This is a genomic window from Roseovarius mucosus DSM 17069 (assembly GCF_000768555.3).
In the GTDB taxonomy this organism is placed as follows: Bacteria; Pseudomonadota; Alphaproteobacteria; order Rhodobacterales; family Rhodobacteraceae; genus Roseovarius; species Roseovarius mucosus.
The window spans coordinates 31,902-54,738 of sequence record NZ_KN293991.1 but is presented as its reverse complement, the minus strand read 5'-3'; the positions used below and the strand labels follow the sequence as shown (position 1 = coordinate 54,738).

Here is a 22,837-nt window from a genome sequence, read left to right as displayed (position 1 = left end):
GCCTGGAATTTTTTCAAAATTCCGGTGCCCCAGAACAAACGAAAGGAACAAAAATGCTGCGGAATGACCAACTCGATCAATGGGATCGCGAGAATTTCTTTCACCCCTCCACGCATCTTGCGCAGTTCGCACGCGGCGAGGCACCCAACCGCGTGATCAAGACCGGCAGCGGCAGTCATATCGAGGATCGCGACGGCAATCGCCTGCTTGATGCCTTTGCCGGGCTTTACTGCGTCAACGTGGGCTACGGCCGTCAAGAGATTGCCGAGGCGATCGCCGCGCAGGCACGGGAACTGGCCTATTATCACGCCTATGTGGGGCACGGGACCGAGGCGTCGATCACCTTGGCCAAGATGGTTCTGGACCGCGCACCGGCGCATATGTCCAAGGTCTATTTTGGCCTCTCGGGCAGTGACGCCAACGAGACCAACGTCAAGCTGATTTGGTATTACAACAACATCCTTGGACGGCCTGAAAAGAAGAAGATCATCAGCCGTTGGCGCGGTTATCACGGTTCGGGGCTGATGACCGGCTCGCTCACCGGGCTCGAACTCTTCCACAAGAAATTCGACCTGCCGCTGGCGCAGGTGATCCACACCGAGGCCCCCTATTATTTCCGCCGCGCCAATCTGGATCAGACTGAGGCGCAGTTCGTCGCGCATTGCGTGGCGGAGTTGGAGGCGCTGATCGCGCGCGAGGGGGCTGATACAATCGCCGCCTTTATCGGCGAGCCGGTGCTGGGCACCGGTGGTATCGTGCCGCCGCCCGCAGGCTATTGGGCCGCCATTCAAGAGGTGCTGGCCAAGCATGACATCCTGCTTGTGGCTGATGAGGTCGTGACGGGCTTTGGGCGTTTGGGCACCATGTTCGGTTCGGATCACTATGGAATGAAGCCGGACCTCATCACGATCGCCAAGGGCCTTACCAGCGCCTATGCGCCGCTCTCGGGCAGCATCGTCAGTGACCGTATGTGGAAGGTGCTGGAGCAGGGCACGGATGAGAATGGCCCCATTGGCCATGGCTGGACCTATTCGGCGCATCCCATCGGTGCGGCGGCGGGGGTGGCCAACCTCAAGTTGCTAGATGATCTGAACCTGATCGCCAACAACCGTGAAGTGGGCGGCTATCTTAATCGTGGCATGGCCGAGGCTCTGGGAGCGCATGCGCATGTCGGCGAGGTGCGCGGCGAAGGGATGCTCTGCGCTGTGGAGTTCGTCAAGGATCGCGATGATCGGGTCTTCTTTGAGGCCGCCGACAAGGTGGGGCCGCAGGTTTCTGCCGCGCTGGCGGCCACGGGTGTCATTGCGCGGGCCATGCCGCAGGGCGACATCCTGGGCTTTGCGCCGCCCTTCTGCCTGACGAAATCCGAGGCGGATGAGGTGATTCACAAAACCACAAAAGCCGTGCAATCGGTGCTGGGATAAGCTTGTTTCCGGCGAAAACTCTGCCGGGGCTCGCGCTAAAGCGGAGCGTGCCTCGGCCGATTGCAGGAAAATTGACTTATCTTGCGTGACTTGCAGGCGATTTGACCTGTGTAGGTCGGTTTCGGGAAAAAAGCGCCGCAATCCGCTTGCATGTGAAGGTCCATCTTGTTTTAGTTTCTTCCGAACGCGAGGCAAACGCTTGCGATGAATAAAATAGGGAGCCGACTTTGGCAGATACCGGGAACAACGATGCGTTCGTTGCGTTTGAACGTGTCCAAAAGAGCTATGACGGCGAAACACTGGTCGTCAAGGATCTGAACCTGACCTTGCCCAAGGGCGAATTTCTGACGATGCTGGGGCCGTCGGGATCAGGCAAGACAACCTGTCTGATGATGCTTGCAGGGTTTGAAACCGCCACCCATGGCGAGATCAAGTTGGACGGTGTGAGCATCAACAACATTCCGCCACACAAGCGCGGCATTGGCATGGTGTTCCAGAATTACGCGCTATTTCCACACATGACGATTGCCGAAAACCTCAGCTTTCCGCTCGAGGTGCGCAAGATTGGCAAATCCGACCGTGAGGCCAAGGTCAAGCGTGCGCTTGAAATGGTGGAAATGGGTGCCTTTGGTGGGCGTCGTCCGTCGCAGCTGTCTGGGGGCCAACAACAGCGTGTGGCTCTCGCCCGGGCGCTGGTGTTCGAGCCTGAATTGGTGCTGATGGACGAACCCCTTGGCGCGCTGGACAAGCAATTGCGCGAAAAGATGCAGTTCGAAATCACCCATCTTGCGCACAACCTCGGAATTACTACTGTTTATGTGACCCATGACCAGACCGAAGCACTGACCATGTCGGATCGGGTGGCGGTCTTCAACGATGGACGCATTCAGCAGATCGCGCCGCCGGATGAGCTGTACGAGAGCCCCAAGAACAGCTTTGTTGCGCAGTTTATCGGTGAGAACAACACGCTCGAGGGTCGTGTCAAAGAGATCAAGAATGGCATCGCTGTTGTGCAGCTGGACAATGGCGACCTGATTGACGCGAAACCCGTGAATGTCGAAAAACCGGGCGACCGCACGCTGATTTCCATTCGCCCCGAGCGGGTTGAGTTCAATCGTGACCGCCTCAAGCCGGATGCGCATACGCTCAAGGCTGAAGTGCTGGAATTCATCTACATGGGTGACATTTTCCGCACGCGGCTCCGGGTGGCAGGATCGGATGAGTTCATCATCAAGACCCGAAACGCCCCCGATCAACGCCGTCTCCAACCCGGAGAGCAGATCGAGATCGGCTGGTTGCCTGAGGATTGCCGCGCACTGGATGCGCCCCAAGTATAAGAATACGCGCGCCGGCCACAGGACCGGTGCGGGTTGAGCAAGGCCCTCGACGTTCCGCCCGTAGCGCAGGGCCCAACCATCGAAAAACGGGATAAACTGGGAGTATGTTTATGAAACTGACGAAAACCCTGCTCGCGACCACGGCTCTGACCGTCGCTGCGGGCACCGCCGTCACCGCACAGGATATGGCCAACAGCATGACCATCGTCAGCTGGGGCGGGGCTTATCAGGCCAGCCAGGACAAGGCCTATGTTCAGCCCTATCTGGCCGCCAATCCCGGCGTGACCGCGACCTGGGACGAAAGCTCTGCCGAGGCGGTGGCCAAGCTGCGCGCGATGAACGAAGCCGGCAACATCACCTGGGATCTGGTCGATGTGGTGGCTTCTGACTCGATGCGTCTCTGCGACGAAGGTCTGGCGATGGAAATCGACCATGACGAAATGCTGGCCGCAGCACCCGATGGCACCTCCGCCAGCGATGACTTTGGCGATCTGATCGTCAGCGACTGCTTCATTCCGCAGATCGTTTACTCGACCACTTTCGGCTATCGCACCGATATGGTGCCCGCCGGCACCGAGCCGCCGAGCAGCGTTTGTGACGTGTTCGACCTTGCCAAATATCCCGGCAAGCGCTCGCTGCAAAAGCGTCCGATCGACAACATGGAATGGGCGCTCTATTGCGACGGCGTGGCCAAGGACGAGATTTACGACGTTCTGGGCACCGATGAGGGCGTCGAGCGCGCTCTTGCCAAGCTTGGCACGATCAAGGACCAGGTTGTCTGGTGGTCCGCCGGTGCGGAAACCCCGCAGCTTCTGGCAGATGGCGAAGTCTTTATCGGCTCCACGTTCAATGGTCGTCTGTTCTCGGCGATTGCAGAGCAGGGTCAGCCGATCGCGATGCTCTGGGACATGCAGTCCTTTGACCTCGACGGCTGGATCGTTCCCGCCGGTCTGCCCGCAGACCGTCTGGCGCGTGTGATGGACTTCCTCAAGTTCGGCACTGACACGCAGCGTCTGGCGGATCAGGCAGCCTATATCTCCTATGGTCCGGCGCGCGCGTCTTCGGCACCGCTGGTGGGCAAGCACGCAGAGCTTGGGATCGACATGGCACCGCATATGCCGACCGACCCGGCAAATGCGTCAAACGTCCATATCTATGACTACGAATGGTGGGCTGACAACCGCGATGATCTGGATGCCAAGTTCCAGTCGTGGCTGGCCCAGTAATCTAGTCTAACCACAGGTGGGGCCGCACGCGGCCTCACCGCTTCTTTGACCGGGCACAAGACCCGGGCTGAATAACCGGAACACTTCGACGGGGAAGACATGAGCGATAGCACCCACACCGGCCCGATGCTTGCCGCCGATGGCACGCCTCTGAAACGCAGCCTGCGCCGCGCCTTGCGTGCCCAGAAAATGCGGGCATTGGCGCTGATCGCCCCTCTATTGATCTTTGTCCTCCTGACCTTCATTGCACCCATCGTTGATATGCTGTTCCGTTCGGTCGAAAACCAGATCGTTGGCAACACCCTGCCCATGACGGTTGAGGAATTGCGCGATTGGGATGCAACCGAGGTTCCCGATGAACAGGTGTTTCGGGCGCTGTTCTTTGATCTCTTTTTGGCCGCCGAGGCCAAGGAACACACCAAGCTGGGAAGCCGCCTGAACTACGAGAAGAGTGGCATTTCCTCGCTCTTTCGTACCTCTGGGCGGGATATGAACGACATTGGGGAGGTGTTCCAAGACGCGCTGGAAGAGATTGACCCCGCCTTTGAGGAGGCGTCCACCTGGGTCGAGATGATGTCGGGTGGTGCCCGGGCAGAGCCGAACGCACGTCTGATGTCCAATCAGATCGCCCGGCTTGAGGCCCTGGAGGCGACCACCTTCAGCGGTGATGCCGAATTCCTGCCCGGTGCCGCGATTTCCGATATTCTGCCCAATACCGCACGCGCCTATGCGGCCTTTGCTGCCTTTACCCAATTTGTCGATGGTAAGAGTGTCACCAAGGAAGAACCGTGGGAGGCTGTCTATGCTGCCCTGGCGCTCGACCTCGAGGATCCGGCCACGAAAACGGCGATCGCCAGTTATGCCGGACCCGGTGCTGACAATTTGCGGCAAGCGGCTGCGGCAACGTTGCCGCCGATCGCGATGCGTGATGCCTTTTTCGAGTCGAACAAGGACTGGGCGAATGTGACGTTTTGGGAAACCATCAAAACCTATTCGCCGCCCTATACCACCGGCTACTTCCTGAATGCCGTGGACATGGAAAAGACGCCGCAAGGTATCGCGCTGCGCAGTGAGGATGAACGCATCTACGGCATTCTCTTTCAGCGCACGATGTTCATGTCGCTGATGATCACCTTTTCCTGTGTCGCCCTTGGCTATCCCGTGGCGTGGATTCTGGCCAATCTGCCGACGCGCACTGCGAACCTTTTGATGATCCTCGTCCTTCTGCCATTCTGGACCTCGCTTCTGGTGCGCACCAGCGCGTGGAAAGTGATGTTGCAGCAACAGGGTGTCATCAATGACGTTCTGGTATGGCTAGGTCTTGTCGCGGATGAGAGCCGTCTTGTGATGATCAACAATCAATTCGGCACCATCGTGGCGATGACGCATATTCTGCTGCCCTTCATGATCCTGCCGATGTATTCGGTGATGCAGACCATTCCCCCCAGCTATCTGCGCGCCGCCAAATCGCTTGGGGCAAACAACTGGACGGCCTTCTGGCGCGTATACTTTCCACAGTCGGTTCCCGGAATCGGCGCGGGATCGATCCTCGTGTTCATCCTTGCCATCGGTTACTACATCACGCCCGAGATCGTGGGCGGTACCACAGGCACCTTCATTTCCAACCGGATCGCGTATCACATCTCGTCCTCGCTCAACTGGGGTCTTGCGGCGGCGTTGGGCACGATCCTGCTGGCGGTGGTTCTGATCCTCTACTGGGCCTATGACAAGATCGTCGGTATCGACAACGTGAAGCTGGGGTAAGAGACATGAACGGATTCACACTGACACCGGTTGAAACCAAGCCGCTCTCCTTTTCGTTGCCAGTGATTGGTGCGGCCGGGGGCTTTGTCGGCCTTTTTGTCGGCACGGCGCATGGCTCTGGTCTGATGGGCGTTGTGATCGGGGCCGTGGCGCTCATGGTGCTGGCCTATGTTGCTCTGGTGGTCCTCGGATTGGCTCAGGAAAAAATCACGCGCTGGGGCCTGGTCGCGCTCTTTATCGTTGCGGGCGTACTCTTGGCGGGAGTGCCGGGGTTTGTGCTCGGGCTGCTCTTTGGCCTCTTTTTCTCTTGGTTCATCTTCTGGATTGGCGAAGGGCGCTATCGCGCCAATCTTGCGCCGTATCTGACCAGCGGTCAGGTGCTCTGGCACTATGCGTTCCGGGTGATCTGTGGGGCGATCTTCATCTTTCTGATCACGCCCATCCTTGTGGTGATGCCGCTCAGCTTCAACGCGCAGAACTTCTTTACCTTTACGCCGGAGATGCTGCGGTTTGATCCCGCTGGGTATAGCCTCAAGCATTACCAGGATTTCTTCACCTCGAACGAATGGCAACAGGCGCTGCGCAATTCGCTGCTGATCGCGCCGGCAGCCACCGTTCTTTCGGTGAGCTTTGGTACGCTGGCCGCGATTGGTCTGAGCTCCGAACACGTGCCGTTCCGCCGGGCGATCATGGCGGTTCTGATCTCACCGATGATCGTGCCCCTCATCATCTCGGCGGCGGGCATGTATTTTTTCTATAGCCGGATCGGGTTGCAAGGCACTTACCTTGGGGTCGTTCTGGCGCATGCGGCATTGGGTATTCCCTTTGTCATCATCACCGTGACCGCCACGCTGGTCGGGTTTGATCGCTCGCTGACGCGGGCGGCGGCGAACATGGGTGCTGACCCTGTGACGACTTTCTTCCGGGTTCAGATGCCGCTCATCCTGCCGGGCGTGATTTCGGGCGGTCTCTTCGCCTTCATCACCTCTTTCGATGAGGTGGTCGTTGTGCTCTTTGTCGGTTCGGCCAATCAGCAAACCCTGCCGTGGGAGATGTTCACCGGTCTGCGTGAACAGATCAGCCCGACCATTCTGGCGGTGGCGACGATCCTTGTGGTGATCTCGATTGCGCTGCTGACGACCATGGAGTACCTGCGCCGCCGGTCCGAGCGGTTGCGCGGCATGAGCCCAAGCTGATCCTTCGCATCCCTGACGCCACGTCGCGCTTTGGCTTGGGGCGGTCCCCAGCATAGCGTGGCGGGGCAGAGGGAGGCGGGGCATGATCTATGACTACATCATCGTGGGTGGGGGATCGGCGGGCTGTGTCCTTGCGGCGCGGTTGAGCGAGGACCCCAGCATCACTGTCTGCCTGATCGAGGCGGGCGGTTCCGGGCAAGACATCTTTGTCCGCGCGCCGGGCCTCGTGGCGGCGATGGTGTCAGGCCGACCCAAGATCAACAATTGGGCGCTGAAAACCGTGCCGCAGCCGCAGCTGAACGGGCGGCGGGGATTTCAGCCGCGTGGTCGGGCGTTGGGTGGCTCGAGCGCGATCAACGCCATGCTCTACGTGCGCGGCCACCCCTCCGATTATGATGAGTGGGCCGAACTTGGCTGTGAGGGTTGGGATTGGCAGAGTGTTCTGCCGTGGTTTCGTGCGGCTGAGCGGAACGCGCAACATTGCGGCGCTCTTCATGGTCAGTCCGGGCCGTTGCAAGTCACGGATCAGAGCGCGCCGCGTGCTATTTCCGAGGCCTTCATCGCGGCTTGCGAGAGCCTGCAAATCCCCCGGAACCCTGATTTCAACGGCACGACCCAAGAGGGTGCAGGGCATTATCAGGTCACGCAGTTCTTTGACGGTCCACGGCGCGGCGAGCGCTGCTCAGCCGCGGCCGCCTATCTTTTTCCAGCCATGTCGCGGCCGAATCTGACGGTGGTCAGGCGGGCCATGGCCGAGCGGGTGATCTTTGACGGCAAACGCGCCGCGGGCCTCCGCTATCGCCACAAGGGGCGAGCGCAAGAGATACGCGCGCGACGCGAAGTGATCGTGAGCGGTGGCGCCTTCGGCTCGCCGCAGCTTCTCATGCTGTCCGGGATCGGCCCAGCCGAGGTGTTGCAGGCGCAGGGTATCGCGCCTCTGCATGACCTGCCGGGTGTGGGTGAAAACCTACAGGATCATCTGGACTACATCCTCGCGGAAACCTCGAAGCGCGACGATGTCATCAGCCTGGATCCCAAGGGTCTCTGGCATCTGGGCAAGGCGGCCTTTGAATGGCGCAAGACCGGGCAGGGATCTTTCGCAACGCCCTATGCCGAGTCCGGAGCATTCTTGCGCTCAGATCCCTCGGTTTCGCGTCCTGATCTGCAACTGCATTTCGTCATCGGCATTGTCGAAGATCACATGCGAACCCTACATTTCCGCCCCGGCTATTCCTGTCATGTATGCATGTTGCGGCCCTTTAGCCGAGGGCGGGTAACGCTACGCTCTGCCCGTGCCACGGATGCGCCGTTGATTGATCCGGCGTTTCTGAGCGATCCGCGCGATTTGTCAGTGATGATGCAAGGTGCGCGGCAGATGGACAGGATTTTGCGTGCGCCCACGCTCGAGCCTTGGCGCAAGGAGCGGCTGCATCCGCATGATTGGTCCGATACAGGACTCGAGGCCGATATCCGCGCCCGGGCCGACACGATCTATCATCCGGTCGGCACCTGCGCGATGGGGCGCGGGGATATGGCGGTGGTCGATCCGGCCGCGCGTGTTCACGGGGTTGATGGGTTGCGCGTGGTTGACGCGTCGATCATGCCGCGCCTCGTGAGCGGGAATACCAACGCGCCCACGATCATGATGGCCGAAAAAATTGCGGCGGACATGCTGGGGCGCGGTGCCCCTGATCAGGCGCGGTAGCGGGCCAAAAACATCTCGACCGCGCCATTGACCACCCGCTCTATATCCTTCTTGGATGGCTCTGTGCACATGCCACAGAGGCTGCGGATAAAGAGATCGCCTTTGCACAGCTCGCCGAACTGATTGGCGGCCAGTTCCATGTCGTCGATCTTGAGAATCCCCGCTTCGACATAGGGTCGCAAGACCTTGCTCAGTCGTTCACGCACAAGGTCCGGGCCCGATGCATAGAATCGACGCCCCAATTCAGGAAACCGATGCGATTCCGAGACGCAGATGCGAAACACTTGCTGGCCGAAATCCGATAGAAAGAAACTCACGATCCGCGTGGCCGCTTCGTGCAACACATGCTCGATGCTCGCCCCTTTGCCGATCACTTCAAGCGCTTCTTCGGCTTGCCGGTTGCATTCGACCCGCGCCACTTCGGAAAATAGTAGCCGTTTGTCGGGGAAATAGCTGTAGAGCGTCGCCTTGGATACCTGCGCCTCGCGCGCGATTTCATCGACGCTGGCGCCCTCAAAGCCATCGCGCATAAAGACCCGCCGCGCCCCTTCGAGCACTTGATCGAACTTGCGACCTTTCTTGATTTCAACGGCTGGTGCCGACATCCAACCCCTCCCCACAGGTCGGGACAGTGTAGTCGGCCCAACCCCGTAACCGCAAGCCCGTCTGCGCGCGGTCACGGGACGGTGTTTCTGGCGTGGCTTATCGGTTGATACCCGAATTGCCCTGCGTCACTGGCGCTGGCGCAGGTTCGGGATAGGTCAGCGTGGGTGTCAGGCTGCTGGTGTCAAAGCTGAAGGCCAAGGCAGGTGCTGCGATCAGGCTGAGTGAGAGAGTGAGAACGGTCAAGGCGCTTTTCATATCGAACTCCATAACTGAACTGTTTCGTTCAGATACATAACTAAACAGATCGGTTCAGAATTCAAGATAAAAATGAACTAAACGGTTCACTTCTTGAACTGCACAACACCCCTTTGCCTTTGAAGCATGCAGCGCTAAAATGATTTAGAATAATTCTAATTGAGGTGCCCGATGATTCCCGGCATGACATCCCGTCGTCGCTTCCGCGACCTGAGCGAGCAGGAGATTCTCGCGCTTGCTATTTCCTCGGAAGAGGATGACGCACGCATCTATCGCTCTTATGCTGAAATGCTACGACAGGATTTTCCGGATACCGCCGCGATCTTTGACGGGATGGCGACCGAAGAGGACGGCCACCGTCACCGGCTGATCGAGCTGCATCGCAGCCGCTTTGGCGAGGTGATCCCGCTGATCCGGCGCGAACATGTCGCCGGGTTCTATGCCCGCCGCCCTATCTGGTTGGTCGAAAACCTTGGGATCGAGCGTATCCGCGACGAAGCCGAGGCGATGGAGCGCGACGCTGGTGCCTTTTATCTCAAGGCGGCACAGCGCACCACCGATGCCGATACCCGTAAATTGCTTGGGGATCTCGCGGCGGCCGAGGCCGGGCACCAATCCCGCGCCGAAGAGCTGGAGGCCGAACATCTCGATGCCGACGCGCGCGATGCCGAGGATCGCACTGCGAAACGGCAATTTGTGCTGACATGGGTGCAACCGGGGCTTGCCGGGTTGATGGATGGCTCCGTGTCCACGCTCGCACCGATCTTTGCCACGGCCTTTGCCACGCAGGACACATGGACCACCTTCCTCGTCGGCCTCGCGGCCAGTGTGGGCGCGGGCATTTCAATGGGCTTCACCGAGGCTGCCAGCGACGATGGCGAACTCTCGGGGCGTGGCAGCCCGACGAAGCGCGGTTTCGCATCTGGGATCATGACAACCGTAGGCGGTTTGGGCCACGCCCTGCCCTATCTGATCCCGGACTTTTGGACCGCGACGATCATCGCCTTTGTGGTTGTGTTCGTCGAACTCTGGGCAATCGCCTGGATTCAGAACAAATACATGGAAACGCCGTTCTTTCGCGCGGCGTTTCAGGTTGTCTTGGGCGGGGCACTGGTTTTTGCCGCCGGTGTCCTGATCGGCAGCGGATAAAGCCTAGTCGCCGTATTCAAATCCTCCTGAGGTCGCCGCAGGACTCTCAGATACAACAATGGCAGGAGAAGACGTTCTTGACGCACTAAACTCGAGAAATTGCCTAACCTCAGTTTGGCACATGGGTTCAATTGGCGAGCATCTTATACGGACCCCATCAATCGTTACGAAGTAGGACGTTACACCTCCGGGTCCATAAGATGCTGGTTGATAGACTTCTTCGAATGGATAGCTCTTGCCATCGACAGAAATCGTTCCTTTGCTAACAACCGGCTCCAACGCACATGCGCAAAGAGCCAGACCGGCCATCAGAGCCGGTATTCTAAAATTTCCAGACATTGTTTTTCCCCCAACAAAAGATTTCCCCCGCGGAAGACCAGCGGAGACAATCCTGAGCAAGGTAATGTCAGATATCTATACCAAAATTTCTCAATACCTTGATCAGGTTATGAAACCGGAAACGAGATACGGACAGACCGTCATAATAGCAAACATTGCTAAAAAAGATAGATAGCGTCATCGCAGGGGTGCTGTCGCCTTGTCGCTACAGACCACGAGGCGAGTGATCCTGGGCTCTCTTGGCTATTTGCTCTCGCATATGATGGTTGCGATTGACCCTGCCCATTTGCCTGTCTACCAAACCCGCATGCTGAGTATCTTTCTCCAGACCCTACCTTTCTTCATGATCATCGGGCTTGGGTATGGCGCCGGGCGCACCGGGTTTTTTCCCGAGGTGGCAACCGCGTGGTTGACCAAGTTTGTCTTTTATTTCGCGCTTTCGGCGATGCTCTTCCGGTTCTCGGCCAACCTTACATTGGCAGATGTGCTGGATTGGAATTTCATCCTCGCCTATCTCTGGGCCACGGCCTTTGTTTATGGCATCGCCACGGCGGTGGCGCTCTTGCGCCGCGTTAATGTGCAAGAGGTCGCCATCGAGGCACAGTGCGCCGTCATCGGAAACGTGGGGTTTCTTGGCGTGCCGATGCTAGCGATGCTGATGGGTGAGGCGGCGATTGGTTGGGTGATGATCGTGCTGGCGGTGGACCTTATCGTGTTCGGTTCGCTTGTGGTTATTCTGATCACCGGCTCACGCGATGGGCGGCTTAGCTTCGGTATTCTGCGCACGGTGGGTATGGGGCTCTTGAAAAATCCGATGATTGTCTCGATCGTTCTGGGCCTGACTTGGTCTGGGCTGCGCTTGCCCATTCCGGACCCGATCAACGATTTCGTGCGTATTCTGGGCGGCGCTGCGACACCCGGCGCGCTCTTTGCCATCGGGGCTTCGCTCGCGTCGAAATCCGCAGAGAGGCCGCATATTGCGGGCTGGCTATCGTTTTGCAAACTGGTTCTGCACCCGATTTTCGTGGCCTTTGCCGTGCTCTACCTCTTCGAGGTTGACCCCTATGCCGGGGCGGTGATGATTGCGGCCTCCAGTCTGCCGGTGGCGGGCAATGTGTTCATGCTTGCACAGCATTACGGCGTCGCACCCAAGCGCGTCTCGTCCTCGATTCTGATTTCCACCGGCGCTGCCATCATCACGGTGTCGCTTGTCATCGGTTGGGTGAACCAACTTTACTGAACAGTCCTACGGACGTTAGAGGAGAATATGATGAAAACGGTTTCGGAAAACACCTGTTTCGGCGGCACTCAGGGCGTCTATACCCACGCCTCTGAGGTGTGTGGCGTAGATATGACCTTTGGCCTCTTTCTGCCTGCTGAGGCGCAGGATGGTCCGGTGCCGGTGCTATGGTATCTTTCGGGCCTGACCTGCACCCATGAAAATGCGATGGTAAAGGCCGGTGCGCAGGGCTGGGCGGCAGAGCAAGGCATTGCCCTGATTTTTCCAGACACAAGCCCGCGCGGCGATGGTGTGGCCAATGACGAGAATTTCGATCTGGGGCAGGGGGCCGGATTCTATGTGAATGCCACCCAATCCCCTTGGGCACCGCATTTCCAGATGTGGGATTATGTCGCCACGGAATTGCCAGCGTTGATCGGTGAGAATTTTGCCCTCGATATGGACCGGCAGGCAATCACAGGGCATTCCATGGGCGGACATGGTGCGCTGACGCTAGCGATGTCCCTGCCGGGGCGGTTTCGGTCCGTGTCGGCCTTTTCGCCGATCTGCAACCCGACCAACAGCGATTGGGGCCGCAAGCAGTTCACGGCCTATCTCGGCGCGGAGGAGTCCGCTTGGGCGGCACATGATGCAAGCCTCTTGATGGCAGAGCGCGGCTTTGACGGGCCGGTTCTTGTGGATACCGGCACCAAGGATCAATTCCTTGACCTGTTGCGCCCCGAAACGCTGGCCCATGCCATGACCGCCCGCCGCCAAGAGGGCACATTCCGGATGCAAAAGGGCTATGACCACAGCTATTTCTTCATCTCGACGTTTATGGAAGATCACGTCACCTTCCATGCCGAAGCACTCTATGCGGATTAAGATATGAGCCATTATGACCTGATCATCGTTGGCAGCGGTCCTGCAGGACGGGCCGCTGCCATTCAGGCGGGCAAACTGAAACGCCGCGTGCTCGTGATCGACCGCAAGGATCGATTGGGTGGAGTGTCGGTGCATACTGGCACGATCCCGTCCAAGACACTGCGCGAAACTGTACTGAACCTCTCGGGCTGGCGCGAGCGCAGCTTTTATGGCCGCTCTTACCGGGTCAAGGACAACATCGGCGCCGATGACCTCAAGGCGCGGCTGCATATGACCTTGGACCACGAGGTTGATGTTCTGGAACATCAGTTCAACCGCAACCATGTCGATACGCTGCACGGCATGGCGCGGTTCGTGGATGACAAGACCATCGAGGTTGCGACCGAGGCGGGCGATGTCACGCGTCTGACCGCCGACCGCTTTTTGATTGCAACCGGCACCAAAACGCACCGCCCGGACAATGTGCCGTTCAATGGGCGCACCGTGGTGGACAGCGACGAGTTCCTGGAATTGGCGCAAATTCCGCGCAGTCTGATCGTCGTGGGTGCGGGCGTGATCGGGGTGGAATATGCCACGATGTTTTCCGCCCTTGACGTGCGCGTGACCCTGATCGAGCCGCGGGATACTTTTCTTGATTTCATCGATCGAGTTCTCATTCAGGATTTCGTCCATCAAATCCGCGAGAATGGTGTTGATCTGCGCCTCGGCTCTGCCATCGAGCGGATCGAGGACGCAGGCGAGCATGTCGAGGTGAGCCTTGCCAACGGCCGCCATGTGCGGGCCGAAATGCTGCTCTTTGCCGCCGGGCGTATGGGGGCAACCTCTGCGCTCAATCTGGCGGCGGCCGGGATCAAGACCGATCATCGCAATCGGATCGAGGTCAATCGCAAGACCTATCAAACGGTGGTGCCGCATATCTATGCTGCGGGGGATGTGATCGGGCATCCCAGCCTTGCCTCGACTTCGGTGCAACAGGGGCGCGTCGCGGCATGTCATGCGCTCGACATCCCGACCCTGCCCGAAAGCCCGTGGTTTCCTTATGGCATCTATTCTGTGCCCGAAATTTCCACTTGCGGCATGTCCGAAGAGGAAATGCAGACGCGCGGCATCCCCTATGAGGTGGGCGTCGCCCGGTTTCGTGAAACGTCGCGAGGGCATATCATGGGGCTGGAGCATGGCATGCTGAAAATGCTCTTTTCGCTAAAGACGCGCCGGGTTCTGGGGGTTCAGATCGTGGGCGAGGGAGCGACGGAGCTGATCCACATCGCGCAGGCGGTTTTGAACCTCAAGGGCACGGTGGACTATTTCGTGCAGAACACGTTCAACTATCCGACGCTGGCTGAGGCCTATAAAATCGCCGGTCTCGATGCCTTCAACCGCATGCCAATCCCCGAGGAATACAAAGTCAAGCGTGACGCGGCCAAGCCAAACACGGTTTAATTGCAGTTGCTTGGCGAAAAAACGCCCCGCTGATCGCTCAGAGGGGCGTTTTCGGTTTCAGTGAACCACGGCGTCCTTTGGTGGCTCTTGTGTCGTGCTGCCAACCCGGTTTCCGATAATCAGACCTTCTGGCCCTGCTGTCACCGGCACCACCGCCCCATCAAGGATATCCCCGGACAAGAGCGCCTCGGCCAACGGGTCTTGCAACGCGCGCTGGATCACCCGCTTGAGCGGACGCGCGCCATAGACGAGATCATAGCCCTCGTCAGCCAGCCATTTGCGGGCGCTGTCATCCAGTTCCAATTGGATCTTGCGGGCTGCCAGCCGTTTGAGCAGGCGTGCCATCTGGATATCGACGATCCCGTCCATCTGCGGCCGCGTGAGGCGGTCGAACACCACGATCTCATCCAGCCGGTTCAGGAACTCGGGCCGGAAATGCGCGCGCACGGCATCCATGACATCGCGCTTGGCGCTTGCGGCATCTGCACCCTCGGGCAACTGGCTGAGCGCCTGAGAGCCAAGGTTCGACGTCAGGATGATCAGCGTCTGCTTGAAATCCACGGTGCGGCCCTGACCATCCGTCAGCACGCCGTCATCAAGCACCTGCAAGAGCACGTTGAACACCTCAGGATGGGCCTTTTCGACCTCGTCGAATAGGACCACCTGATAGGGCCTGCGGCGCACGGCCTCGGTCAACACGCCACCCTCATCATAGCCGACATAGCCCGGAGGCGCACCGATCAGACGCGAGACAGAATGCTTTTCCATGAATTCGCTCATGTCGATCCGAACCATGGCGCTGTCATCGTCAAAGAGGAACTCGGCGACGGCCTTGGTCAATTCGGTCTTGCCCACGCCGGTTGGCCCAAGGAAAAGGAAACTGCCCAAGGGGCGCCCCTCGTCGTTCAGCCCGGCGCGTGCGCGGCGCACGGCGTTGGCCACGGCCTTGACGGCGGTGTTCTGGCCGATCACCCGGCGGTGGAGGTTGTCCTCCATGCCCAAGAGCTTGTCGCGCTCGCCCTCCAGCATCTTGGCGGTGGGGATGCCGGTCCAGCGTTCCACCACCTGTGCGATCTGCTCGGGGCGCACGGCCTCTTCCACCATGACGCCATCGTCGCCTTGGGTTTCGGCCTCGGACAGTTGTTTTTCCAGGCCAGGAATGACGCCATAGCTCAGCTCACCGGCGCGGGCGAGATTGCCTTCGCGCTTGGCGATGTCCAACTCGGCACGGGCGCGGTCAAGCTGTTCCTTGAGGTCGCGCGCGCCGGCCAGCTTGTCACGCTCGGCCTGCCATTTGGCGGTCATCTCGGAGGACCGCTCTTGCAAGTCGCCCAGTTCCTTTTCCAGTTTTTCCAGCCGGTCGCGTGAGGCGGCATCGTCCTCTTTCTTGAGCGCCTCTGCCTCGATCTGCTTTTGCAGGATCTCGCGGTCAAGCGCGTCCAGTTCTTCGGGCTTGCTGTCCACTTCCATGCGCAGACGGCTTGCGGCCTCGTCCATCAGGTCGATCGCCTTGTCAGGCAGGAAGCGATCAGTGATATAGCGATGCGAGAGCGTGGCGGCGGCAACAAGTGCGGAGTCGGAGATGCGCACGCCGTGATGCAGCTCGTATTTCTCCTTGATCCCGCGCAGGATCGAGATCGTGTCCTCGACTGTCGGTTCTTCGACCACGAGCGGCTGGAATCGGCGGGCGAGCGCCGCGTCCTTTTCCACATGCTTGCGATACTCATCGAGCGTGGTCGCGCCGATACAGTGCAATTCGCCGCGCGCGAGTGCCGGTTTGATGAGGTTTGCGGCATCCATGGCGCCATCGGCCTTGCCGGCGCCCACGAGCGTGTGCATCTCGTCGATAAAGAGAATAATCTCTCCTGCGGCCTGAGTCACTTCGTTCAGCACACCCTTGAGCCGTTCCTCGAATTCACCGCGATACTTGGCCCCCGCAATCAGCGCGCCCATGTCGAGCGACAAAAGCCGCTTGTTGCGCAGGGATTCCGGCACGTCGCCATTGACGATGCGCAGGGCCAGACCCTCGGCGATGGCGGTTTTACCCACCCCCGGTTCCCCGATCAGAACGGGGTTGTTCTTGGTGCGGCGGCTGAGCACCTGCATGGCGCGGCGGATTTCATCGTCACGACCGATGATGGGATCAATCTTGCCTTCGCGTGCGGCCTTGGTCAGGTCGCGGGCATATTTTTCCAACGCCTCATAGGTGTCCTCTGCCGAGGCGCTATCGGCCGTGCGACCTTTGCGAATGTCGTTGATCGCCTCGTTCAGTTTCTGCGCGGACACCGCGCCAGCCTCCAGCGCATCCTTGGCGGGGGATTTCACCAGCGCAAGCGCGGTCAATATACGCTCGACCGGAACAAAGCTGTCGCCTGCCTTTTGCGCCAGTTTCTCGGCCTCGGCCAGGACCTTGCCGGTCTGCTGGTCCATATAGGTCTGCCCGGCGTCGCCAGAGACACGCGGAATTTTGGCCAGTGCGATATCATTGGCCTGTGTCACACGTTCCGGCGCGCCATCGGCGCGTTTGATCAAGTTGCTAGCCAGCCCCTCGGGGTCATCAAGCAGAGCCTTGAGAATATGCTCGGGGGATAGTTTCTGATGGCTTTCGCGCATTGCGATAGTCTGAGCGGCCTGAATGAAACCACGCGACCGTTCCGTGAACTTGTTAAAGTCCATGGGCTTTCTCCTTTTGACAAGCGTTCCCCCGGTGGCGCACCCAGCATTAGGCATGCGGCGGTCGGGGACCTCTTTCCATAAATGGGTAACGGCACCGTGAGGTTCAAGACAGATCGCGCGGGATTCGTACGAGCGCCACGTTTTCGTGACTGGGACTTGGCATAAGCCGTTGCGATACCGATCTCTCTCAAAGTTATCCACAGGGCCGTGATGCCCTTCGAGGAGGTCAGGAGCAATGACAGAGCAGGCAGTGAGACTTGAAGCGGTTGGATACAATCCCGAATGGGCGGCCTTCGTCGCGCGGGCAGAAATGATCGACGGGCAAGAGCGGCTGGTTTATCCTGTGTTCTTCCGGGCACCGCTGACCGCGGAATTCGCAAGGGTGATGCGTGGCCTCGTCGAGCGGGCGCGGTATCTGCACCGCTCTGGCCGGTCAGACATTCGGCTACGCCGCCCGGCTGGGTACCCCATGCCCACCTTGGCGGCCTGATCGACAGCCCTGGGGCCTATCCAGAAAATGATGCAGAAGGGTCCTGAATTCACCGTGATGTTGTGCGAGGCTATCTTTAGTATCATCGCGATAAATAGCCGGCGTTTCGGGCCGTTTGTGTTGTAAACAGTGACAGGGTTCTCAGGATGCATATCATCAAGGTGCGCGCGCGCGATCTGCGCCAAGACAGTCAGGCCGCCTGCGTAAGCGGCGTGCTGCTGCTGGAAACCGAAACCGGACAAATCAGCCTGAATGTCACGGCCCCGGCAGAAGAGGCAAGCCATGATGCGCTATGGTTGGATGCCCTGCGCCAGTTGAAGCGTTTGCCCGAGTTCCGTCGGAATGTGAATCGCATTACGCTCGCCACCTCTGCGCTTGACGGAATGTTCGCAGAGGCTTGACGCCGCGCATCCCCCCCGCGACAAGGGCGTTATCCGACAGCAGAGGACCGCGCCCCATGACCGACGACCGCCTGATCGTAGCTCTCGATGTACCCGACGCGCTGGCGGGACTGAAACTTACCGAGCAATTGGGCGACGCTGTTGGGTTTTACAAGATCGGCCTCGGAATGCTCACCGGCGGCGGGCTGGCCCTTGCCAATGAGCTAAAAACCGAACAGGGCAAGCGCATTTTCCTCGACATGAAGCTCTTTGACATCGGTGCCACGATCGAGGCGGCTGTGCGGGGGCTGGCGCAATTTGATCTGGATTTTCTGACCGTGCATGGTGATCCGCATGTGGTGCGCGCGGCGAAAGAGGGGGCCTCGGGCAAGCCGATGAAGATCCTCGCGGTGACGATCCTGACCTCGCTGGACCGAGCCGATCTGGACGCCGGGATGATCAAGCAAGGGGATGTGCCCGATCTGGTGGCTGAGCGTGCGGGTCGCGCCTTTGACGCCGGGGCCGATGGGGTAATTGCCAGCCCGCAAGAGGCCGCGATGATCCGCGCGTTGCCCGAGGCGGCAGGCCGCCTGATCGTCACCCCCGGCGTGCGCCCTGCGGGTAGCGCCCTCGGCGACCAGAAACGTGTGGCAACACCGGCACAGGCCATCGCCGATGGGGCCGATCACATTGTGGTCGGGCGGCCCATCTGGGCCGCACAGGACCCGCTGACGGCGGCCGAGGCGATACTGGCGGAATTGCGCGGCTGAGAAATTCTGGAGCGGGTAACGGGAATCGAACCCGTAACTGAAGCTTGGGAAGCTTTCGTGATACCTTTTCACCATACCCGCCGCGGCGCTCTGGATAGCACCGTCGCTTGGACTGCTTCAAGCGAAAACTTGTGGGCCTCACGATCGCGTTGTGAATAAACCGCCCGGATCAAGAGCCAAACCGGATGACGTTTTGACCTTTGGGGGTCGTGCTGCGATAGACCACCGTTTCGGGCAGGTTCAGCGTGAGCGGTGCGCGGGCCTGATCCGCGCGCCAAGGCGTGCCAAGGTCGAGGCAGGTTGCCTCAGCGCCAGCGAAATCGCGGCGCGGCGTTACCCATCGCAGATTGCCAAGGTCGAGGGCAATCTCCTGGCCTGATTGCGTCACGCGGCTGCGGCGCAACATTTCGCGGCCCAGTCCCTCGGTGCGAGCGTCCTGACCCGGCAGATCGGACCAGACCCCGCAGAGATGCGCGCGCCCGTTGATGGGCTGCAATTCTGCCGCGAGGCGCAGACCGCCGCCGCTGCTATAGCGTCCTTCGACCACCTGAGCCGCGCTCGAAAGGGGCACGGTGCGGCTGTTGCGGATCAGGAACGGGAGCACTTGGAGAGAGGAACTCATCGCGCCGGTGCCGGTCTGGGTAAAATCAATCTGTGGATCGCTGCCGCCGCCATTCCTGCGACTGACCTGTTTGCGCGGCACGAAAACCTCGGGCACGCGGCCCGGCTTCCATGCCAGAGAGGTGAGGAGGCAACCCGCAGGCGCGCCGGCATAATCGAGCCTTGGGTCGATCTGTGGCAATTCCCCGAGGTTCTGGGCGACGCGCTGACCGTCTACGTAAACCGTCGCCAAACGCACGAGTTCGCGGGCGGCACCTATGGTATAGCTCGACTGGTGCTCGCTCTCGGACCAGGCCCCGCATAACGCGGTGCGCCCGTCTGTCGTCGGGCGCAGTTCGGTGGCAATCGTGAGGCCGCCACCGCTGCTGAACGTGCCATGCGTGAGGCTAACCCGTTCGCTCAGCGCGGTTTGCGCCGCGGCACCCCCAGCCAGTCCAAGGATCAGAGCAAAAGACAGGGACAAACGCAGCATGAGGGCCTCCGGGCATGTTTGGCACAGTGTAACAGGCCGGAAACCCCGGCTCAATTCACGTTGGTAGAGCGGCGTCAGACTGCTACCTGTAAAAGTTGTTCCTCGACCAGCCGGTCGGCGATCATTGCGGGGCTTACGCCTTCGCCCGATGCGCGCGCGAGAATGTGCGCCATGCGCGCCTGCATTGCGTCCAGCCGCTCGTCGACCCAGGGCGCGCGCGGCGCGATGCGCAGGATTTCGGCGGCGACGTTGACGATCCCGCCACCATTGGCGACGTAATCGGGCAGATAGAGGATGTCGCGCGCGCGCAGGCGCTCGGCATCTTCGGGGCTTGCCAGTTGGTTATTGGCGGCACCGCAGACCATCCGTGCCCTTATCTCGGGGATGCTGCGGGAATTGAGAACGCCACCGATGGCGCAGGGGGCAAATATGTCGGCATCAACGGCATGGATGCTGCGCGGATCGACCATGGTCGCGCCAAACTCTCGCACAGTGCTGGCCACGTGGGCGGGGTTCATATCCGCCACGCTCAGCTTGGCGCCTGACTCGTGCAGCAGGTGGCACAGATGCCAGCCGACATGGCCCAGCCCTTGCACCGCCACATGCCGACCGCTGAGGTTCTGCGTGCCCCAAAGCTGTGCCGCCCCGGCCCGCATCGCGCCCAGCACGCCCCGCGCGGTCACCGGGGAGGGATCGCCGCTGGCATGTGTGCCGCTGTTCAGACCGGCGACAAATCGTGTCTCGCGGGAAAGCTCGGCCATATCCTCGGGGGACATGCCCATATCCTCGGCGGTCCAATAGCGCCCCTGAAGCCTGTTGATCGCGCGCCCCATGGCGCGCAGCAGTGCCGGTGTCTTGGCGTGGTCGGGATCGCCCAGGATGACGGCCTTGCCCCCGCCCAAGGGCAGTCCGGCGGCCGCGTTCTTGTAGCTCATGCCGCGCGAGAGGTTGAGCACATCCTCAAGGGCGGCGTCGTCGCCCTCGTAGGTGCGCATACGCAGGCCGCCCGCAGCAGGGCCAAGCCGCGTGGAATGCAACGCGATAAACCCGCGCAGGCCGCTTTCGCGATCTTCGACGCGGTAAACTTCTTCATGTGTGGATATCGCCAGACGTGTGAGCATGTTGGACTCCTCCTTGCCCACAAGGTAAGAGCGGTCAGGCGCGATAAAACAGCAAACTCTTGTCAATTGCGCGTGACCTTTGGGTGATATCCCCAAAAAACGGGGAAAGAGTAGGGAAAATGGATCGCATCGACCGCCAGATCATCGCTGCCCTGCAACGCGACGGACGCCAGAAGCTCGCCGACCTGTCGGCGGCGGTGGGTCTTTCGCCCACGCCTCTGGCGCGGCGCATCGCGCGGCTTGAAACAGAGGGGGTCATCACCGGCTATGCGGCTCGGGTGAACCAGGAAAAGCTCGGCCTGCCACTCAACGCCTTTATCTTCGTCGAGTTGGAGCATCACACAAGGGATGCGATTTCGGCCTTTGAGACGCGCCTGAGGCGGTTCGACGAGGTGATGGAATGTTACCTGATGACCGGCACACGGGATGTGCTCTTGCGGGTGGTGGCGGCCGATCTGAGGGATTTCGACCGCTTTCTGGAAGAGGGGTTGATGCAGACCCCGGGCATCCGATCGATGCGGTCAAGTTTCGCGCTGCGCACCATGATCCGGCGCGATGCCCTGCCAGAGGTCTGAGGGGTGGACCGCTTCGACGTGATCGTGATCGGGGCCGGACCCGCAGGTGCCTCTGCTGCCTTTGTGGCGGCGCAGACCGGGTTGCGCGTGGCTCTGATCAACCGCAGGACCTTTCCGCGCGACAAGCTCTGCGGTGGCCTCGTTACCGGGCGTGCGCGGCGCCACTATGCCGATATTTTCGGACATGAGATGCCGTTTCATCCGGAGGACCGCAAGACCACGGTCGATTTCCGCTATCGTGGTCAGCCGGTGGGGATCATCGAGGATGCACCAGCCCTTTGCGCCACGATGCGGTGGGATATGGATGCCATGCTTTGCCGTCATGCGTTGGCTGCGGGTGCGCAGGATTTCACCGGGCAGGCGGTGGCAGAGATCGACCGTGACAGCGGAACGGTGAAGCTCAAAGGCGGCGCGATGCTTGGCTATGGCGTGCTGATCGGTGCGGACGGGGTCAATAGCCAAGTGGCACGGGAGCTTTTTGGCCAGCCGTTTGACCGCGCGCGCATCGGCTTTGGGCTAGAGATCGAGGCGGACGGCGCGCATGTGGATCCTGCCGCGCCGATCCGCATTGATTTGGGGGCGGCGCAGTGGGGCTATGGTTGGGTCTTTCCCAAGCGCTGTTCGACCACGGTGGGCGTGGGTGGGGTCTTGGCCAGGAACCCCGAGATGAAACGCGCCATGTCCGCCTATTGCGAGATGCTGGGGATCGACGCGGCTGAGGCGTCTTTCAAAGGGCAATTCCTGCCCTTTGGGGATTTCCGCAACGTGCCGGGGCAAGGTGCCGTGCTGCTAGCGGGGGATGCGGCGGGGCTGGTTGATCCGATCACGGGCGAAGGCATCGGCTATGCGATGCAGAGCGGACAGTTGGCGGCCAAGGCGGCGCTTGCGGCGTTGAGTGCCGGGCAACCAGAGACCGCATTACCCCATTACTGCCGTGCCTTGCGCCCTATGCATCGCGCATTGCGTATGGCGCGGTTGATCCGTCCGGTCATCTTCCTGCCCGCGCTAGAGCCGGGCTTTGCTCGCGCCTTTCAACGCTCCTCCACCTTGCGGCGCGATTACCTGCGCTTGATGGCGGGCGAGGCGGAGTATGAGCAGATTTTGGCACGGTTGGTGCTGCGCCTGCCGCGCTTCGGGCTGATGGCACTGCGCGCCCGCCTCTGACGGGGTGGAGGGATGGGGGACAT

The 22,837-nt window shown here is 60.3% G+C and carries 20 protein-coding genes and 1 tRNA gene; 15 read left to right on the top strand and 6 right to left on the bottom strand.

The genetic code is table 11. The features are described 5' to 3' along the window. Nucleotides 1-53: 53 nt before the first annotated feature. The 6 genes from ROSMUC_RS17975 (at nucleotide 54) to ROSMUC_RS17950 (ending at nucleotide 8,652) form a co-directional block, all read left to right on the top strand. Nucleotides 54-1,424 (top strand): aspartate aminotransferase family protein, encoded by a 1,371-nt coding sequence (locus tag ROSMUC_RS17975; RefSeq protein ID WP_037275917.1) that lies wholly within the window; start codon nucleotides 54-56, stop codon nucleotides 1,422-1,424. 227 nt (nucleotides 1,425-1,651) lie between these two features. Continuing rightward, nucleotides 1,652-2,761 carry an ABC transporter ATP-binding protein gene (locus ROSMUC_RS17970; protein ID WP_037275915.1) on the top strand — a complete coding sequence of 370 codons (1,110 nt, stop codon included), beginning with the start codon at nucleotides 1,652-1,654 and terminating at the stop codon, nucleotides 2,759-2,761. Nucleotides 2,762-2,871: 110 nt separating this feature from the next. Further along, complete coding sequence (locus tag ROSMUC_RS17965) at nucleotides 2,872-3,987, top strand: extracellular solute-binding protein (protein ID WP_037275912.1); 1,116 nt, start codon at nucleotides 2,872-2,874, stop codon at nucleotides 3,985-3,987. Nucleotides 3,988-4,086: 99 nt separating this feature from the next. Continuing rightward, entirely contained in the window at nucleotides 4,087-5,751 is a 1,665-nt protein-coding gene (locus ROSMUC_RS17960) for an ABC transporter permease (RefSeq protein WP_037275911.1), read from the top strand. 5 nt (nucleotides 5,752-5,756) lie between these two features. Then, the gene (locus ROSMUC_RS17955; protein ID WP_037275910.1) at nucleotides 5,757-6,947 is read left to right on the top strand and encodes an ABC transporter permease; all 1,191 of its coding nucleotides are present in this window, start codon (nucleotides 5,757-5,759) and stop codon (nucleotides 6,945-6,947) included. An 82-nt stretch (nucleotides 6,948-7,029) separates the two neighbouring features. Next, nucleotides 7,030-8,652: a GMC family oxidoreductase gene (locus ROSMUC_RS17950; protein WP_037275909.1), complete on the top strand. Its 1,623-nt coding sequence runs from the start codon at nucleotides 7,030-7,032 to the stop codon at nucleotides 8,650-8,652. Here ROSMUC_RS17950 and ROSMUC_RS17945 read toward each other — a convergent pair. After that, nucleotides 8,640-9,257, bottom strand: a complete 618-nt coding sequence (locus ROSMUC_RS17945; protein WP_037275906.1) for a TetR/AcrR family transcriptional regulator — start codon at nucleotides 9,255-9,257, stop codon at nucleotides 8,640-8,642. The two genes, ROSMUC_RS17950 and ROSMUC_RS17945, sit on opposite strands and share 13 nt — an antisense overlap. A 97-nt stretch (nucleotides 9,258-9,354) precedes the next feature. Further along, complete coding sequence (locus ROSMUC_RS21135; RefSeq protein ID WP_170062591.1) at nucleotides 9,355-9,513, bottom strand: hypothetical protein; 159 nt, start codon at nucleotides 9,511-9,513, stop codon at nucleotides 9,355-9,357. 171 nt (nucleotides 9,514-9,684) lie between these two features. On the opposite strand from ROSMUC_RS21135, the gene mbfA reads away from it, so the two are divergent. From mbfA to sthA, 4 genes are all read left to right on the top strand, one after another. After that, nucleotides 9,685-10,662 (top strand): iron exporter MbfA, encoded by a 978-nt coding sequence (gene mbfA, locus ROSMUC_RS17940; RefSeq protein WP_037275903.1) that lies wholly within the window; start codon nucleotides 9,685-9,687, stop codon nucleotides 10,660-10,662. A gap of 646 nt (nucleotides 10,663-11,308) precedes the next feature. Then, nucleotides 11,309-12,241: an AEC family transporter gene (locus ROSMUC_RS17935; RefSeq protein WP_037276816.1), complete on the top strand. Its 933-nt coding sequence runs from the start codon at nucleotides 11,309-11,311 to the stop codon at nucleotides 12,239-12,241. A 30-nt stretch (nucleotides 12,242-12,271) separates the two neighbouring features. Next, nucleotides 12,272-13,105: an S-formylglutathione hydrolase gene (gene fghA, locus ROSMUC_RS17930; RefSeq protein ID WP_037276815.1), complete on the top strand. Its 834-nt coding sequence runs from the start codon at nucleotides 12,272-12,274 to the stop codon at nucleotides 13,103-13,105. Between the two features lie 3 nt (nucleotides 13,106-13,108). Further along, nucleotides 13,109-14,545 (top strand): Si-specific NAD(P)(+) transhydrogenase, encoded by a 1,437-nt coding sequence (sthA, locus tag ROSMUC_RS17925; protein ID WP_037275901.1) that lies wholly within the window; start codon nucleotides 13,109-13,111, stop codon nucleotides 14,543-14,545. Nucleotides 14,546-14,602: 57 nt separating this feature from the next. Here the strand turns inward: sthA and clpB are convergent, their stop codons facing one another. Continuing rightward, on the bottom strand, nucleotides 14,603-17,221 hold the full coding sequence (gene clpB, locus ROSMUC_RS17920) for an ATP-dependent chaperone ClpB (RefSeq protein WP_037275899.1): 2,619 nt from the start codon (nucleotides 17,219-17,221) through the stop codon (nucleotides 14,603-14,605). A 235-nt stretch (nucleotides 17,222-17,456) separates the two neighbouring features. On the opposite strand from clpB, the gene ROSMUC_RS17915 reads away from it, so the two are divergent. From ROSMUC_RS17915 to pyrF, 3 genes are all read left to right on the top strand, one after another. Then, on the top strand, nucleotides 17,457-17,711 hold the full coding sequence (locus ROSMUC_RS17915; protein WP_037275897.1) for a hypothetical protein: 255 nt from the start codon (nucleotides 17,457-17,459) through the stop codon (nucleotides 17,709-17,711). A 146-nt stretch (nucleotides 17,712-17,857) separates the two neighbouring features. Further along, complete coding sequence (locus tag ROSMUC_RS17910) at nucleotides 17,858-18,112, top strand: hypothetical protein (protein WP_037275895.1); 255 nt, start codon at nucleotides 17,858-17,860, stop codon at nucleotides 18,110-18,112. Between the two features lie 56 nt (nucleotides 18,113-18,168). After that, complete coding sequence (gene pyrF / locus ROSMUC_RS17905; RefSeq protein WP_037275893.1) at nucleotides 18,169-18,861, top strand: orotidine-5'-phosphate decarboxylase; 693 nt, start codon at nucleotides 18,169-18,171, stop codon at nucleotides 18,859-18,861. A gap of 7 nt (nucleotides 18,862-18,868) precedes the next feature. On the opposite strand, the gene ROSMUC_RS17900 is transcribed toward pyrF, so the two are convergent. From ROSMUC_RS17900 to ROSMUC_RS17890, 3 genes are all read right to left on the bottom strand, one after another. Then, nucleotides 18,869-18,942, bottom strand: a tRNA-Gly gene (locus ROSMUC_RS17900). An 88-nt stretch (nucleotides 18,943-19,030) separates the two neighbouring features. Next, nucleotides 19,031-19,954, bottom strand: a complete 924-nt coding sequence (locus ROSMUC_RS17895; protein ID WP_037275891.1) for a hypothetical protein — start codon at nucleotides 19,952-19,954, stop codon at nucleotides 19,031-19,033. A 74-nt stretch (nucleotides 19,955-20,028) separates the two neighbouring features. After that, nucleotides 20,029-21,075, bottom strand: a complete 1,047-nt coding sequence (locus ROSMUC_RS17890) for a Glu/Leu/Phe/Val family dehydrogenase (protein WP_037276814.1) — start codon at nucleotides 21,073-21,075, stop codon at nucleotides 20,029-20,031. Nucleotides 21,076-21,194: 119 nt separating this feature from the next. Here ROSMUC_RS17890 and ROSMUC_RS17885 point away from each other — a divergent pair, with 119 nt between their 5' ends. Continuing rightward, nucleotides 21,195-21,650, top strand: coding sequence for an Lrp/AsnC family transcriptional regulator (locus tag ROSMUC_RS17885; protein WP_037275888.1), 456 nt, complete (start codon nucleotides 21,195-21,197; stop codon nucleotides 21,648-21,650). Between the two features lie 3 nt (nucleotides 21,651-21,653). Further along, nucleotides 21,654-22,814, top strand: coding sequence for a geranylgeranyl reductase family protein (locus ROSMUC_RS17880; RefSeq protein WP_037275885.1), 1,161 nt, complete (start codon nucleotides 21,654-21,656; stop codon nucleotides 22,812-22,814). The last annotated feature ends 23 nt before the right edge of the window (nucleotides 22,815-22,837 follow it).

Coding starts and splice junctions, on each gene's coding strand:
- ROSMUC_RS17950 (WP_037275909.1), top strand. CDS start 7,030: ATGATCTATGACTACATCATCGTGGGTGGGGGATCGGCGGGCTGTGTC.
- ROSMUC_RS17910 (WP_037275895.1), top strand. CDS start 17,858: ATGCATATCATCAAGGTGCGCGCGCGCGATCTGCGCCAAGACAGTCAG.
- ROSMUC_RS17890 (WP_037276814.1), bottom strand. CDS start 21,075: ATGCTCACACGTCTGGCGATATCCACACATGAAGAAGTTTACCGCGTC.
- ROSMUC_RS21135 (WP_170062591.1), bottom strand. CDS start 9,513: ATGAAAAGCGCCTTGACCGTTCTCACTCTCTCACTCAGCCTGATCGCA.
- clpB (WP_037275899.1), bottom strand. CDS start 17,221: ATGGACTTTAACAAGTTCACGGAACGGTCGCGTGGTTTCATTCAGGCC.
- ROSMUC_RS17965 (WP_037275912.1), top strand. CDS start 2,872: ATGAAACTGACGAAAACCCTGCTCGCGACCACGGCTCTGACCGTCGCT.
- ROSMUC_RS17915 (WP_037275897.1), top strand. CDS start 17,457: ATGACAGAGCAGGCAGTGAGACTTGAAGCGGTTGGATACAATCCCGAA.
- ROSMUC_RS17935 (WP_037276816.1), top strand. CDS start 11,309: ATGCTGAGTATCTTTCTCCAGACCCTACCTTTCTTCATGATCATCGGG.
- ROSMUC_RS17885 (WP_037275888.1), top strand. CDS start 21,195: ATGGATCGCATCGACCGCCAGATCATCGCTGCCCTGCAACGCGACGGA.
- ROSMUC_RS17895 (WP_037275891.1), bottom strand. CDS start 19,954: ATGCTGCGTTTGTCCCTGTCTTTTGCTCTGATCCTTGGACTGGCTGGG.
- pyrF (WP_037275893.1), top strand. CDS start 18,169: ATGACCGACGACCGCCTGATCGTAGCTCTCGATGTACCCGACGCGCTG.
- ROSMUC_RS17960 (WP_037275911.1), top strand. CDS start 4,087: ATGAGCGATAGCACCCACACCGGCCCGATGCTTGCCGCCGATGGCACG.
- ROSMUC_RS17975 (WP_037275917.1), top strand. CDS start 54: ATGCTGCGGAATGACCAACTCGATCAATGGGATCGCGAGAATTTCTTT.
- ROSMUC_RS17945 (WP_037275906.1), bottom strand. CDS start 9,257: ATGTCGGCACCAGCCGTTGAAATCAAGAAAGGTCGCAAGTTCGATCAA.
- mbfA (WP_037275903.1), top strand. CDS start 9,685: ATGATTCCCGGCATGACATCCCGTCGTCGCTTCCGCGACCTGAGCGAG.
- fghA (WP_037276815.1), top strand. CDS start 12,272: ATGAAAACGGTTTCGGAAAACACCTGTTTCGGCGGCACTCAGGGCGTC.
- sthA (WP_037275901.1), top strand. CDS start 13,109: ATGAGCCATTATGACCTGATCATCGTTGGCAGCGGTCCTGCAGGACGG.
- ROSMUC_RS17955 (WP_037275910.1), top strand. CDS start 5,757: ATGAACGGATTCACACTGACACCGGTTGAAACCAAGCCGCTCTCCTTT.